Origin of the sequence: Microbulbifer variabilis (assembly GCF_023716485.1) — a bacterium.
Classification (GTDB): domain Bacteria; phylum Pseudomonadota; class Gammaproteobacteria; order Pseudomonadales; family Cellvibrionaceae; genus Microbulbifer; species Microbulbifer variabilis_B.
The window spans coordinates 2,311,199-2,326,013 of record NZ_CP092418.1 but is presented as its reverse complement, the minus strand read 5'-3'; the positions used below and the strand labels follow the sequence as shown (position 1 = coordinate 2,326,013).

Annotated in this window: 11 protein-coding genes; 4 read left to right on the top strand and 7 right to left on the bottom strand. The window is 46.8% G+C overall.

Annotated features, from left to right (window positions below; translation table 11 throughout):
- Positions 1 to 53 precede the first annotated feature (53 nt).
- Both MJO52_RS10365 and arsJ read left to right on the top strand, forming a co-directional pair.
- Entirely contained in the window at positions 54 to 1,049 is a 996-nt protein-coding gene (locus MJO52_RS10365) for an ArsJ-associated glyceraldehyde-3-phosphate dehydrogenase (protein ID WP_252085864.1), read from the top strand.
- A 98-nt stretch (positions 1,050 to 1,147) separates the two neighbouring features.
- Entirely contained in the window at positions 1,148 to 2,395 is a 1,248-nt protein-coding gene (gene arsJ, locus MJO52_RS10360; RefSeq protein ID WP_252085863.1) for an organoarsenical effux MFS transporter ArsJ, read from the top strand.
- Between the two features lie 787 nt (positions 2,396 to 3,182).
- Here the strand turns inward: arsJ and MJO52_RS10355 are convergent.
- From MJO52_RS10355 to MJO52_RS10330, 6 genes are all read right to left on the bottom strand, one after another.
- Positions 3,183 to 3,773 (bottom strand): cytochrome b, encoded by a 591-nt coding sequence (locus MJO52_RS10355; protein ID WP_252085862.1) that lies wholly within the window; start codon positions 3,771 to 3,773, stop codon positions 3,183 to 3,185.
- Between the two features lie 196 nt (positions 3,774 to 3,969).
- Positions 3,970 to 4,626 carry a DUF6962 family protein gene (locus MJO52_RS10350; RefSeq protein ID WP_252085861.1) on the bottom strand — a complete coding sequence of 219 codons (657 nt, stop codon included), beginning with the start codon at positions 4,624 to 4,626 and terminating at the stop codon, positions 3,970 to 3,972.
- Positions 4,627 to 4,756: 130 nt separating this feature from the next.
- Positions 4,757 to 5,182, bottom strand: a complete 426-nt coding sequence (locus MJO52_RS10345; protein WP_252085860.1) for a hypothetical protein — start codon at positions 5,180 to 5,182, stop codon at positions 4,757 to 4,759.
- Positions 5,183 to 5,277: 95 nt separating this feature from the next.
- On the bottom strand, positions 5,278 to 6,567 hold the full coding sequence (locus MJO52_RS10340; RefSeq protein ID WP_252085859.1) for a DSD1 family PLP-dependent enzyme: 1,290 nt from the start codon (positions 6,565 to 6,567) through the stop codon (positions 5,278 to 5,280).
- Positions 6,568 to 6,616: 49 nt separating this feature from the next.
- Positions 6,617 to 8,008, bottom strand: a complete 1,392-nt coding sequence (locus MJO52_RS10335) for a D-arabinono-1,4-lactone oxidase (protein ID WP_252085858.1) — start codon at positions 8,006 to 8,008, stop codon at positions 6,617 to 6,619.
- A 6-nt stretch (positions 8,009 to 8,014) separates the two neighbouring features.
- Complete coding sequence (locus tag MJO52_RS10330; protein WP_252085857.1) at positions 8,015 to 8,404, bottom strand: c-type cytochrome; 390 nt, start codon at positions 8,402 to 8,404, stop codon at positions 8,015 to 8,017.
- A 490-nt stretch (positions 8,405 to 8,894) separates the two neighbouring features.
- Between MJO52_RS10330 and MJO52_RS10325 the strand changes: the two genes are divergently transcribed.
- A complete protein-coding gene (locus MJO52_RS10325) occupies positions 8,895 to 10,367 on the top strand; it encodes an endonuclease/exonuclease/phosphatase family protein (RefSeq protein ID WP_252085856.1) in 1,473 nt (490 codons plus the stop codon).
- A gap of 257 nt (positions 10,368 to 10,624) precedes the next feature.
- Here the strand turns inward: MJO52_RS10325 and MJO52_RS10320 are convergent, their stop codons facing one another.
- On the bottom strand, positions 10,625 to 11,449 hold the full coding sequence (locus MJO52_RS10320; protein WP_252085855.1) for a S1/P1 nuclease: 825 nt from the start codon (positions 11,447 to 11,449) through the stop codon (positions 10,625 to 10,627).
- 237 nt (positions 11,450 to 11,686) lie between these two features.
- Between MJO52_RS10320 and MJO52_RS10315 the strand changes: the two genes are divergently transcribed.
- Entirely contained in the window at positions 11,687 to 14,815 is a 3,129-nt protein-coding gene (locus MJO52_RS10315; protein ID WP_252085854.1) for a TonB-dependent receptor, read from the top strand.

The window sequence follows — 14,815 nt, the reverse complement described above, 5'->3', positions numbered from 1 at the left end:
TTACCTGGATATATGCGATTTTTCATATATTCAGATTACTCAGGAGTTACAACATGGCTATCAAAGTCGGAATCAATGGATTTGGTCGTATCGGTCGGCTTGTGCTGCGCGCAGCCTGGGACTGGCCAGAGTTGGAGTTTGTGCAAATCAATGACCCCGCTGGAGATGCTTCCACCCTTGCTCATTTACTGAATTTTGATTCGGTACACGGGCGTTGGCAGCATTATGCAGAAGCTAAGGACAACACAATTACGGTTGCTGGCCAGGAAATAAGTTGTAGCCATAATCTCGCCATTGCCGACACAGACTGGAGTGCTTGCGACCTGGTTATTGAAGCCTCTGGGAAAATGAAGACTAGCGCGCAATTGGAGGGCTATTTAAAGCAGGGGGTAAAGCGTGTGCTGGTTTCGGCTCCCGTAAAAGAAGACGGGGTACCAAATATTGTTTTGGGGGTGAATCAGCACATTTATGATCCAGCCAAGCATCAAGTTGTTACTGCAGCCTCCTGCACCACGAACTGTTTAGCCCCGGTGGTAAAAGTGATACATGAAAAACTGGGCATCAAGCATGGCTCTATCACTACTATCCACGATATCACTAATACCCAGACAATCCTTGATGCGCCCCATGCAGATCTGCGCCGCGCAAGGGCCTGTGGAGCCAGTCTGATACCCACTACTACCGGCTCAGCCACAGCAATCACCGCCATCTTCCCGGAGTTGACTGGCAAGCTGAACGGCCATGCCGTACGAGTCCCGCTGGCCAATGCCTCCCTGACGGACTGTGTTTTCGAAGTAGAACGGGAAACAACTGTGGATGAAGTTAATAACCTACTGAAAACCGCAGCAGAGGGCGAGCTGAAAAATATTCTCGGTTATGAGGAACGTCCTCTGGTATCTGTGGATTACAAAACCGACCCACGTTCCAGCATTGTTGATGCACTGTCCACCATGGTGGTCAATGGCACTCAAGTGAAAATTTATACCTGGTATGACAACGAGTGGGGCTATGCCAACCGTACTGCAGAGCTGGCTCGCCTGATTGGATAAGCCAATGTCCTAGATCCCACCAATAAAAAACTGATAAATACCCGCGGGGCTGGCCTGATCTTCAGGCCAGGAGCCCCTAGTAGTTAGAGCCAAAACCCATGCAGTTTTTCTCCACCCTTTCGCCCTCGGTACGCCAATATTTATTGGTGACTGGTAACTATTGGTCTTTTACTCTAACCGATGGTGCCCTACGCATGCTGGTACTTCTGCATTTCCATACCCTGGGGTACACCCCTCTCGAAATAGCCCTACTGTTTCTTTTCTATGAGTTTTTTGGAGTGGTCACCAATTTGGTGGGCGGATGGCTCGGTGCCCGGCTAGGCCTTAATCGCACCATGAATATTGGTCTGATATTACAGGTTTGCGCTTTAGCTATGTTATTGGTCCCTTCTAGCTATCTCAGTGTGCCTTTGGTTATGGCCGCTCAGGGAATATCTGGCATAGCCAAAGACCTAAACAAGATGAGCGCGAAAAGCTCAATCAAGCTTTTACTACCTGACGACAATACCCAAGGAACTCTTTATCGCTGGATTGCACTACTGACTGGCTCCAAGAATGCCCTGAAAGGCATTGGGTTCTTTATGGGGGGAGGCCTACTGGCATTACTGGAATTTCGTGGGGCTATATTCGCAATGGCAGTCGCTCTCGCCTCAGTATTGCTATTGAGTAAGAAATTTTTACGAAAAGACTTGGGCAAAGCAAAGGTGAAAGCCCGCTTTCAAGATGTATTTTCTAAGAGTCGCCCGGTGAATATCCTTGCGGCAGCAAGACTGTTCCTTTTTGCATCTCGTGATGTTTGGTTTGTAGTCGCCCTGCCCGTTTTCCTGGCGAGCCAATTCGACTGGGGCCACTGGCAAGTCGGTGCATTCCTAGCCTGCTGGATCATCGGTTATGGCGCAGCACAAGCCTTTGCCCCAAGGATCACTGGAAGTTTTTCTTCGGCACTGCCTGATGGGCGAACCGCCCTATTGTGGGGCTGCGCATTAACTCTGATACCTGCGCTGATTGCCTTCTCACTCTATATCGGCTTCCACCCTCAACTCAGCATTTTGTTGGGCCTCATGGTATTCGCTGTGTTATTTGCAGTGAACTCTTCTGTGCACAGCTACTTGATCGTCGCTTATGCCAGAGAAGATGGCGTTTCTATGGATGTGGGGTTTTACTACATGGCAAACGCTCTGGGCCGCCTTACCGGAACTCTGTTGTCGGGCTGGATTTTCCAGATTGCCGGTTTACAAGCTTGCCTGTTGGTATCCACGTGCTTGCTGTTTTTGGCAACCTTCATTTCGCTTGCATTGCCAAAACACAACGAAGAAGACAACCCGATGATCAATGCAGTAACTTAATCAGATAGCTGATTAGAGGCTTTCAATTGAAAGTATGACCAATGGTTCCACCCTCGCTATGGGGTGGAATTCCCCGGGGGGATCACAGCCAGCCAATAACAAGAGAGCTCCGGACCACAATATCCAAGATAAACGACTACACATAAGCTACCACTTAGGACCCGCAGTAAACGACCATACCGGTTATTACTTAGACTCCAAACTATCAGGCCATCTCTATGGATGGGTACATTGTTATGGGCAGAAGATTAGAAAACCGAGCGCCAAACTTCTATGCCAAATTGGCATCAAATTCTGCCAATACACCTGGGTAAAATCTTGGCGGGGTTATATATGCAAATTACTCAGTACAATAAACATTCAGGTTTCCTTAGAAGGATCTCCAAAATTTATATAAACATCAATTGCGGGAACGGCACGGAAATCTGGCGCCAATACTAGTCTCAAAACTCTGTCAGGTGCGGAGAACTTTTTAGCTCAATAGCGCTTACATAGGTATGAAAGACCAAGATTATCAGCCCCCTGCAACTTTTCAGATACTGGACTTAATCGCCAGTAAAGCCTTTTAGATCTTTGAGGATGTGATTAGGTAAAGTAATTTCCTCACTAGAGTCATAAATAAAACCTTAATGCAGGCACAACTGATTTTCAAAAATACATTCCTGGTCTCGGCAACATTATCAAGGGTCAAACAGAGCACTCTGGCTTTATGGTTATCGACCAACGAACACATAGTAGAGCCATTTAAATCACGGGCAAGGTAAATGACTTTATAAGAGTACTTGTTTCACTGATTACCCGTAGTCATCCTAATCAGTGTACGGTCTTTCTTTATAAAGTGATGATAAAGGGCTGCCAAGAAGTGTCCTAAAATAAGTAACCAGATAAGCCATTCACCCAGCACTTCCTTATGAATGAAATCGATAGGTTCCTCGAACTGTTTGAAGGTCAAGCCCATTTTATTCTGAACAAGGTGGGCAAAAAGGGAAGTGTCAGCAAACTGAGGGATTTCAAACAGGAAAAAGTACTCAGTATTCACCCCAGTTCCTAGGTATCCGGTTAATGGTGCAAGTATCATGACTACATATAACAGAAAATGGCCTGTATGCGCGGCAAAGTGCTCTAGCCTGGAGCCAGGTTCCAGTTTCGGAGTGGGATTAGTCAAACGCCAAAATATCCGTAACAGTACAAAAGCACCAATCGTTATGCCAATAGACAAGTGCAGCTGTAAGGCAATCCAGTTTGCTGGGGTATCCTCTTCAGTAAACCATTGGAGGTAATAGACACTGACGTAAGATCCTAGAATTAAGAATGCTATTATCCAATGAAGCCACTTAGCTACTGCCCCATATTCATAGATAGTATTTCGGGCGCCCATAGAATGCCTTCTTTATAAATTTTGCAGCCTAAAACACTATAAACCTAAAGCTGGCCAGGGGCCTTATTATAAAGCTTCAATCATCAATACTTAGGGGGGGTGTGGGCGCCTTTTCTCAGCCCCACCCTTATAGATCGCACCACTTTGAGTAGAGGGTTTCTATTCATAAAAACCTTTTGGATTAAATTACGGAAAATTATATTGATGCCCGTAATGACTTTCTTATTCCTGCAAAAAAGAACAACACGCCTATTGTTTGAACCAGATGATAAAGACTATTATGGTTAAACGTCCAAACAAACGTAAACTCCAGAGCCGTTCTGACTTGTAATACCACAGCCAGGAGAGAAATAAGCCCGCCGACAACCATATACCAAGCCCCGGGTAAACGCCCCCTAAACCCCATCCACGTATAACCAATAACAACAGGAATCATCACTAACGCTTGATAACCCACAAAGACTATGAAACCATCAATTCTAGATACTGCAATGAAATAAAATATCAGGCCAATTAAAAATATGTAGGGCAATAACTTTCTTGATATTCGCTCACCGGCAAGATCACCAATAATAGCAAGTGTAAACGACACCAGAAAAAGACCGAGGGAAAAAAATAAAACATGCCACATGAATATTCTTTCAGGCCCGGCAATCTGAAAACCATGAATTACCGAACCCAATAGGCCAACGATAAACATCACCCCAAAGAAACAAATCCAGCAATTTCTCTTCCAGCCAGACTTGAATTCCGGCCTAATAAAATAAAGAAATATAAACAACGCCAATACAGCCAATACCAAGTCTGTTATTGCCGAAACTTGTTCAGTAGGTACATCTGTTAATTTAAGCACCTATTTCACATCCCTTCAACGCAGCATATTCATATGGAAAATATCACTCAATATCGCATCACCTATCAAACCGTAAAAGCCACCCATAACAGCAATGGCAACACTAGCCGACACCGAACGACCAGCCTCATTACAACCAATACCAAAGCGCCAGGGTTAAATTAATCATCATCATGATAAAGTCCATAATAAATATAAACTTCATCACACCTTTCACTTTCCAAGGCCCACCCCCTTTTCGGTTCTTTAGCGCGACTGGCAAGTTATAAATAAACTGAGAACCATGTGTAACAGAAAAAACAAAAAGCAATATAGATCTTTGAATATCCCCAGAAAAGGAGGCGTGATTAACCAATAAAAGAATACTCATTAGCGCCAATGAAAAATTAAACCCGCCTAGAAATTTACCTGACTCAGCCAGTATTCCAAAGACAGGGGTATCCCTATGCTCTCTAGGAACAACCAGCTTGGCAAAAATCTTTCCCCGCAAGGAGAAAACATTGAAACCCATTAAAAACCAAATAGTATTTAGCACTAAAACCAGCTCAAAAATCACGTTACTCTCCAAATTTATTATAATAATTACTTGTGATTACATACGGCTATATACAGTACAGCGTCATCTATTTAGAACCATGTAAAGATGTTTTTTCAGGAGTTACTTAATACAGGCCAGCGCTCCACGATCTCCCCTTTGTCATACACAGCTATATCCCCAAACTGAAGAAATACAGACTCACTTTGAGTTGGTCGCAGGAAAACCCAGTCATCCTCTTGTAGGACAACCTGATTGGAAGCATTGAGCATTTCCTGATTTGTAGAGCGCCCATAAATAGGATTGATCGAAAGACCTTCTGGAGATTCGGGCAGCGCCTTCCAATACCCCCCAGAGATAAAGAATGTCTGCTCGCGATTTGGGTTTAACCAGCGCATCGTACCCGTTAGTTTCTCCAAACCAGGAATTTGAGTCTGCGGTAACTTCTTCAATACTGGACTGGCGATAAATGCAGCCGCCTTGTGATCACTGAGGGTGGGGATATCAAAATCTGTAGGTTTAACAAGACAGGAACCTGCCGCCAGCTCATTACAGGGTGCACTATCTGAGCGTGATTTATAAAGCTGGTAAGTCGGGCTGCCGGCGCCATTCAACGTCAACCTTTTAGGATACTGGTCACCCAACAATTGTTTAGCTTGCTCAAGCCTCTGAGTATAAATCTCCAAACCGCGATTAATGGCTTTCTCTGGGCCACCTAAAATACCCGGCATCTTAGCCGCATGGGCGTCATAGCCCATAAATCCCGACAGAGTAAGCAGTGGTTCTGCCTTAATAATATTGAGCATTTCAGTAAGGTCCCGAGCATCGCTGACTCCACCGCGATGCAACCCCACATCCAACTCGATATTGATTTGTAACCTTTGCTCAAGGCTACCGGCTAGTGCCGCATACTGTTGTAGCCGCCTAGGGCTATCAATCAGCCACTGAAGTTGTGTTCTAGGGTCAAATCCACTGGTTGTTGGGCGGCTATAAAAGCTCTTGGCCGCAGCAATCGGAAGAGGCTTACCCAGCAAAATATCTGCCTGTGGTTGTGACTGCGCCAACTGTTGCAAAAAAGGTAGATGGAAAACCATATACCGCTGCGTACCAGTCTGTTTGGCAACTGCCTCCAGTAACCCCAGAGCTGGTAACGATTTGGCAACAATTCGATAGTCAAAGTGCCCATTTAGATGTCCAGAAAGCACAGTCGCATTGGCTCTCAGGCGGTTTAAATCCACTACCATTGTGGGACCAGAGAAACCTGCGGAATCCAGAGCCTTAGAGAGACTTTGAAAATAGTTAGTGTGCCCCCCCTGCCCCAAAGCTTCAGGCCTTAACAAAGGAAATGCGGCCGCAACCCCCAATGCCGCTCCGCCCAGTAAAAATTTTCTCCGCGTTTTCTGCACAGTTAGCTCCCCTAGTCTCTCTTCAGCCCTGAGATGAATAAGGGCCCTATCAACCAATTAGTTTTTTCAGGTACGGGTTTAAAAATTTTCCTTTAGGGTCAAGCTCACGTCTTACCTCAAGAAAATCCTGCCAGCGGGGGTATAAACCAGTCAGGTCCTGCCGGTGCAAGGTATTAAGTTTCCCCCAGTGCGGTCTGCCGCCATGCTTGCGCATAATGGGTTCCAGTGCCTTAAAAAGGGGCTGGTAATCCTCCTCAAAGTAACGGTGTACCGCAATAGATACGGAATCCTGCTGGTAGAAGGGGCTCAACCAAATATCATCCCCCTTTACAAAGCGCACTTCGATAGGAAAGAACACATTAAGATTGTTCTCTTCGATTGTACGGCGTAGCTCCTCAAAAGCGGCCAGTCCGGCTTCCCTGGGAAGGTGGTATTCCATCTCATTGAAGCGAACATTTCGCTCACTGGCGTAGTTTCGCCAAGAGGACTCCACAACCACCTCCTTTTCAATATCCTCCATTGCAGACTGTAAGGCGTATTGCCGTAATCTGGGCGACCAGCCAAGCCAGTCTCGAACAGTTTTAAGGGTCATTACAGCTTCGTTAGTATCTTCACGCGCGGTAGTAAAGATCTCTTCATCCGTTAGTTGGTGCTTATCAGCCATACACATTCCGGAGAAAGGAATATAGTAAAACTCGAAATTGCGACTTGACTCCGCAAGTGTCTCCGCCTGCTCAAGCACCTCCCTCATGGGAGCCACCCAGGATTCTCGCCGGAGTTTGTAACTGGACTGGTTCTGCATACGCACCTTGGTCACTAACCCCAGGCTACCCAGGGAAACTTTGGCTGCTATGAAAGTCTCTGGGTTTTGCTCTGTATCGCACCACAGAGTGCTGCCATCTGCCGTAACCAGCTCCAATCCCGTTACATAGCTGGACATACAACCTAAACCGGCCCCAGTGCCATGAGTGGCAGTGGCCAGGCATCCGCCGAGAGTTTGCTCATCAATATCCGGCTGATTAATCAAGGCTTGACCAATATCTTCAAGCGGCTGGCCAAGATCGGCTATACGTGTACCCGCGTAAATCGTAGCCTGGGTGGTTTCGCTACTATGATCGGCCACACCGCTAATACGCCCGAGCGAGAGAATGGTGTCATCGGTGGGTACCAAGGCCGTGAAGGAGTGCCCAGCCCCCACAGCTCTAACAGTACCTTTAGCATCAGCTACACGTTGCTGTAGTTCGGCGATTGTCTTTGGTGCCAGACGTTCACTGGGCAGGCAGTCTTGCGAACCAGACCAGTTGCGCCAGCGGATACCCTTACGCTTTACTGGGCCACTCGCCTGTACCAAGGTGCGTGCCATAGAGGAGATTGGAGTAGCAGCGATAGCTGTAGAACCAGCGGCAATAGTTGTAATAAAGCGGCGACGTGACTGCTGCATAATCCCTTACTCCGCAGAGGCCATAAAGGCAATTAACTGTTCAAACTGCTCCGGTGAGCACTCGAAACAAAGACCCAGTGGCGGCATCCCCTGGAAACCATTAATCGCGTTTTCAACCAATACATCCATTCCCTTGTCGAGACGCGGTTCCCAGCCGGCAATGTCCCCAGTGAGTGGCGCAGCGCTGACCCCAGTGCTGTGACAGCTGCGACAGGTTCGCTGATAGATTTCAGCAATTTCTGGATCAGCGGGCGCCAAAGTCAGCGCTTGTTGGGCTAAGGCCAAACGGTTTTTAGGGCTACTGTCGCTGGATTCCGAGCAACCACTCGTCAGTAAAGCCACAATAAGAGGGGCGCAGAAGAGCCTTAGGCTCCGGTGAGGTCCTACCAGTTCCATGTATGTACACCTACTACATTATTGTTAATATTTCCCAGGCTCTGGAGCCTGAGGTGGGCGTTGTGTACTTAAACTGCAACCATTGTTAATCAGGCTGGCAGCTAAGACAACAAGCGGAACTGCCCAGTCTATTATTGATTTTAAAATTTACTAATCCAGTATCCACTCATATCACCAATCCTTTATTATTCCGGCAATTGCTTTCTAGTACGCTTGCCCAACCTTTTATTTTGGCCATAGCCCGTTAAAGCTCTTTCTATCTTACTTATTGATGAAATGACAATTAGTATCTATTACTGAAGTCTTTTATCCGTCCGGTAGGCGCCAAATAAAATCGCTTAAATATTGCTAGTAATATTTGTCAATTAAGGAGGCCTCATAATTAATTAAAAATCGTTCCCCTTACCACGCACAACCAATAGACCGATATCCGAGATACACCATTGATAGAAAAATAAAATCGGACAATTTAAATAACGGATAACAATAAATGAAAAACAAACTATTAAGATCAGCTCTTATCGTAGGAAGCCTGGGCCTAAGCGCTTCTGCTTCAGCAATAACTTTGTCAGAAATATGGGATATTCTGGTTAGTTCCAGCACTCAGGTAGGTTTTACCGGCACTGTGGGCAATCAAGCCTATAGCAGGCCGGGAAGCTTGGCTGGGCAAAGTGGCCAGATTAAAGTAATGGCAGCCAACATAAAGGGCTTTCCTGAAGGTTTACAGGGTATTTCTGATGGCCAGGCATCTCTTTTTTCATCCACCTATATTGCTGGGCAGGCCTACGATATTGTCGGACTCCAGGAAAACTGGGTCAGAAATTACGCGGTGATGTCTCCCCTTAGCCAAACAGAATATCCTTATCGAAGTGATCATTTCCAGGGCGGGGTCTTCAGTTTTGGCGATGGTTTAAGCACTATCAGCAAACACCCTATTAATGGAAGGCAGCTGCATGTTGAGTATTCAAGCTGTAAGGGTACCTACTCAGACTTTATCACAAACGGCTCAAGTCCCGATTGTGAGACGGAAAAAGGCTTCACCTTCACTGAAGTTCAGCTAGCCAAGGACCTAAAAGTACACTTTTACAATACTCACATGGACACCAGTAACGGCCAGGAGAAAACAGGCCAGTTCAACCAGCTTAAACATTTTATTCAACAAAATTCGGCCGGATATCCAGTGATTGTAATGGGCGACTTTAATGCATGGATTGACAACGGCGGCTGGCAGCCAGGCCCTAATCAGTCGGAGTTGGGGCGCTGGGCTTCCGAGTTGGGCTTAACCTGGTCCTGTAGCCAGGTAAGTTATGCCGCAGGTAATACGAATATTAACGATGTAAAGGGACCCTGTAAGGGAGTTGACCATATTGCTTTTCGCGGCAACTCGCAAATTAGCTTCTCTACCAACCGGTATGATGAAGTCCACCAGAGCATCAGTGATCACAACCCCATTACGGCAACATTAAGTTGGACCAATCACGCTGCCGCCTATTCATCCACGTATGCGAGGGCACATACAGCTTCCCTGCTTAATACCCACCACAACACACGCATTCAGGCTGTCTACGGTGGTAACGATGAGGCAAAAAATATGCCTGCTGCGGCTGCAGAATGGGAGACTTTTACTCTTGCGCTGGAGCAAAAAGGGAACACCCAGCAGTGGGTGGATCACCGCTGTATTCAGAGTGGTGACACGGTTTCACTGCGCGCCCATAACGGTCATTACTTACGTGCCACTCCACATAACAACCATAATGTCGATGTAAGAGCCAGTGTGCTTTTAGGCTGGGAGAAATTTGTCCTTTACAACCATTCCAACGGATGGGCCTGTTTGAATCAAAATGACAAAATCACTTTGAAAACAGCCCACGGAAAATATGTGATGGCGGACGCAAATCGTAACCTGTCCGCTTCAGATAATCAGTTAGCCTGGGAGTTCTTCCAGGTTGAGCTTGGGAGATAACATGTATTCAAATACTTCCAAACAGTTGCTTTTGCACTCACATACTCAAGGAGAAGTAGCTCTAAACTAATGTCCAGTTTTTAGAAGCAATTCGGGCTTGGATGGGCACTTTAATTGTCAAAAGAGCTCGAATTGCATTATTTAGAATCTGCCATCCTTAAGCCGGTATTTAGGAAAACTCCTTCACGCAATGAGCGATGGATGCTAGTTTCCCTTATTTCGTGGAGGCTAACACCACAATAAAACCACTAGATTAATTATCGATCGATCATCTTCAATGATCTTCCACCCAAAACTTTGTTAAGTACGGCAGCTAAGCGCACACCACCTTGCTGTAGACGCATTTCTAAGGAATCCCTGCAGCGCAAGAAGTACTTTTCCCCCAATTGAGTTTCATTGGTATATGCCAGTTTATGAGCCAACTGATGGGACTCCTTTACCCAGTCTGTTGCATCTGTAGACTGCCAAAGCTGGCTCTGGACTGCACCAATTTTTTCTGTCTGTTCTTTTGCATAACCCCGCCAATCGGTAACCACTCTTGAGACAAGATGGATATCCCAAAGAGCGTGTAAATTGGTCTCCTCTCCATAAAAGTGCACGAATACATCGTTGCCACCACGATCCGAATAAAGACCTGTGTGTAGCGGCTGATGAAGATCCCCTACAAAGTGCGCAATAAACATTAAGGCCTCGGCACGCTCTGTCCCTGACCGGGTGCGATCTGCAAGAACTTCTTCAAACTGCTGAATGGCTTTGACAATACACCCTGTTGGAGGGCAATCCCTCTCCGCGTCATAGCGGTTCCAGTCACGGGATAGATTGATATAGTGCATGGGCGCTGCCCAATTATATTGCTCGTTGGAACGAATACGATCCGCCCAGGTGGCTGACTCTGCCAGATGTGGTTCCCCAACCTCATCAAGTAACAATTCAACTTCTGCGGCTACATTAGGTGCCAAATAATACCAAGCGATTTCTCCAACCACTCTATGGCCATCATCTCCCCAAGCATGGGCTTTTAGGGTGCTGAGCAGCCCAACCAATAGAATATTTATACAAATTATTTTTTTTAGGTTAATCATCTCAATCATCCACTGCAGAAATTTGCGGCAAGCTTAATAAACATTTGTGACAAATTGGTATGCATCAATGTCATCTCACGAACCTGTTACAAAATTGCAACAAATCGTTAACCAGCCCTTCAATTTCACCCGCTAAAAAGCACTCTGGCCGAGACCTGGGGATGAGTCTCGGGAGCCGATTACAACCAGTTCTCTCAAAGCCACGCTGTTGGCCCACTTAAAGACCAGGATTTAGTTATGAAACCTTCTATCTTCCGGCGCATGTGCTTATCCGCCGCGATTATCTCCGCGATTGGTTCAACACATATCTCTTACGCTCAGGAAACTGCCGCAGCCATTCGCGGCTCTATTACTGGTAGCGCAGGCGAAGCCATCAGCGATGCAAAAATTACTGTAGTGCACACGCCATCCAATAGTCGGCGAGTGGCCGAGGTAGGAGAATCAGGACAGTTTAATCTCAGTGGTTTGCGTGTGGGTGGCCCTTATATCGTCAAAATTGAAACCGAACAGGGGGATCGTACCTTTGAAGATATTTATCTCTCAGTAGGCGATACCCTGCCCCTGATGGTATCCCTCGACACAAGTAACCTTGAGGAAGTCAGCGTGCTTGGCCAAGCTATCACTACTTCCCGACTAGCGGTAGGCCCGGCATCTCACTTCAATAGCGATGACCTAGCCAGTGCACCCGCAGTAAACCGCGATATCAAGGACTTGCTACGTCTGGACCCACGAGTTTACATCGACGAAGCCAGTTATGACTCTATTCAATGTACTGGCGCCAACCCGCGCTTCAACAGCCTTACTGTTGACGGGGTGCGCATGAATGACAACTTTGGCTTGAATAGCAATGGCTATCCAACAGAGCGCATGCCCTTCTCATACGATGCAATCGAGCAAGTTGCTGTAGAGCTGGCTCCATTCGATGTGCAGTACGGCGGATTCAGCGCCTGTAACATCAATGCAGTGACCAAGTCCGGCAGCAATGAGTGGCATGGTTCATTCTTTTATGACTATACCGATGATGGTTTCCGTGGAGATTCTCTTGAGGGTGAAGACTTCCCTGTAGCCAGCTTTGATGAAAAGCGCTACAACGCTACCTTAGGTGGAGCCATTATCCAGGACAAACTGTTCTTCTTCACCGCTTACGAAAAGCTAGAAGGTGTCGCTACTTTTGACCGTGGACCAACAGGTAGTAACTCTCCCTCTGAGGTTGAGGGCGTATCTCAGGAGCAGCTGCAGGAAATCGTGCGCATCGCGAATGATGTGTACGATTATAACCCTGGCGGGCTCCCCTCAAGCCTGCCGGAAGAAGATGAGAAATTGCTGATCAAGCTAGACTGGAATATCAGCGATAATCATCGAGCCTCTCTTACCTATAACTACAACGATGGCTACTCTATTGCCGAATCCGACGACGACTACAATGAGCTAGAGCTATCCAATCATTATTATGAGCGCGGTGCCGAACTGAATTCTTATATTGTTCAGCTGTTTTCCGATTGGAGCGATATCTTTTCTACAGAAATGAAGATCGGTTATTCAGAGTTGGATAACTGGCAACTCTCTCTCGGTGGTACTGAATTTGGTGAAGTCCAGGTCACCAGTAAGGACGAAGAAGGCCTAAAGAGCGCAACGGTTTACTTGGGATCTGATGACTCCCGCCATGCCAATAAGCTGAGTTACGATAATTTGAGCATAAAACTCGCCGGGCGCTTATTGCTGGGTGAGCACAATCTCACCGCCGGCTATGAACATGATAGTTTCGATGTATTTAACCTGTTTATTCAGGAAGCACAGGGGGAGTACCGGTTTGCTAGTATCGAAGATTTTGAAAACGGCGTTGCCAGCAAAATTATCTATGAAAATGCTGCCATCACCAATAATCCCTTGGATGCTGCAGCAGAGTTTGCTTATGACATCGATACTTTCTACCTGCAGGATGAATACACTTTTGCCGAAGTTGATCTCAAAGTCGTAGCAGGCTTGCGCTATGACCGCTACAGCAGCGACGATAGGCCGGTGAAGAATCTGGATATCAAAGAAACGTACGGTTTCAGTAACCAGCATAATATGGATGGCATAGACCTTTTACAGCCACGTCTCGGTCTCAACTGGAATGTCAATGACAGCCTGGAGCTACACGGTGGCCTGGGCCTATATTCTGGTGGCAATCCCAACGTTTGGATTTCCAACAATTATTCCAACAACGGGGTATTGCAGATAGAAACCACCGATAGTAGTGGAACCCCGCTCTTCGATATGGACTGGACTGGCAGTGGCCGCCCCATCTATGGCATACCGCAAAATCTATATGACCAGGTTGCCATTGGAGAGGGAAGATCCGGTGGCGTCAATCTAATGGACCCGGATTTCGAAATCCCTTCAGTTTGGAAGTATGCCATCGGCGCTAGTTACGAGTTTGAATCCGGCTATTTGCTTTCTGCTGACTACCTCTATAGCGACTATAAAGATGCAGCCATTGTCCGCGATATATCCCTGCAACAAGTGGATACTGCTGTGGATGGGCGCCCAATTTATGAAAGCGCCAATGGTCGTAGCGGAGACTTTATGCTCACTAACGTAAAAGGAGATTCCGGTTTTTCCAGCGTTCTATCCCTGGGTCTAAGCAAATCCTTCGACTTTGGTCTCAATGTAGCCTTGGGCTATGCCTACACAGAAGCCGAGGATGTGAATCCAATGACCAGTTCTGTGGCTTGGTCTAACTACACCAAAATTGCAACTGTCGATGCTGAGAATCCGGGGGCCGCTACCTCCAACTATGTGGTACCCCACCGCTTCACTCTCAAAATGGACTACGCTCACGAGTTTTTTGCAGGCTATGAAACACGCTTTACCTTGTTTGGCAGTGCAAATGAAGGGCTACCCTATAGCTATACCTTTGGCGGCGGCTTATTTGGCGATGCAGGCTCCGGCCGCAGCCTACTGTACATCCCAACCGGTAGCGATGACGCAAATGTAGTATTTGCTGAAGACTTCGATACCGAAGCCTTTTTCGCTTTTGTTGATTCTGAAGATCTTGATCGCGGTCAGATTATGGAGCGAAATGAAATCCACAGTGATTGGTGGACCAAGTTCGACTTACGTATTGACCAGGAATTACCCGGTTGGCGCGCGGATGACAGGATCAACGCCTACTTTATCGTAGAAAACCTGGGGAACTTGATTAACGATGATTGGGGCGTGATGTATGAAGGAGACTTCCCGCGCTATCAGGCCGCTGTAGAGGCTGATATCGATGATCAAGGCCGCTACGTTTTCAATAAATTCTTAGAGCCATCAGGCCAGACACGGGTTGCTGAACCGTCTTATTGGAGCGCTCGTATAGGCGTTCGCTACGAATTCTAA

What these genes read in the sequence shown, in the direction of transcription:
- MJO52_RS10355 (WP_252085862.1), bottom strand. Translation starts at nt 3,773, where the DNA reads ATGGGCGCCCGAAATACTATCTATGAATATGGGGCAGTAGCTAAGTGG.
- MJO52_RS10330 (WP_252085857.1), bottom strand. Translation starts at nt 8,404, where the DNA reads ATGGAACTGGTAGGACCTCACCGGAGCCTAAGGCTCTTCTGCGCCCCT.
- MJO52_RS10325 (WP_252085856.1), top strand. Translation starts at nt 8,895, where the DNA reads ATGAAAAACAAACTATTAAGATCAGCTCTTATCGTAGGAAGCCTGGGC.
- MJO52_RS10335 (WP_252085858.1), bottom strand. Translation starts at nt 8,008, where the DNA reads ATGCAGCAGTCACGTCGCCGCTTTATTACAACTATTGCCGCTGGTTCT.
- MJO52_RS10315 (WP_252085854.1), top strand. Translation starts at nt 11,687, where the DNA reads ATGAAACCTTCTATCTTCCGGCGCATGTGCTTATCCGCCGCGATTATC.
- MJO52_RS10365 (WP_252085864.1), top strand. Translation starts at nt 54, where the DNA reads ATGGCTATCAAAGTCGGAATCAATGGATTTGGTCGTATCGGTCGGCTT.
- MJO52_RS10320 (WP_252085855.1), bottom strand. Translation starts at nt 11,449, where the DNA reads ATGATTAACCTAAAAAAAATAATTTGTATAAATATTCTATTGGTTGGG.
- arsJ (WP_252085863.1), top strand. Translation starts at nt 1,148, where the DNA reads ATGCAGTTTTTCTCCACCCTTTCGCCCTCGGTACGCCAATATTTATTG.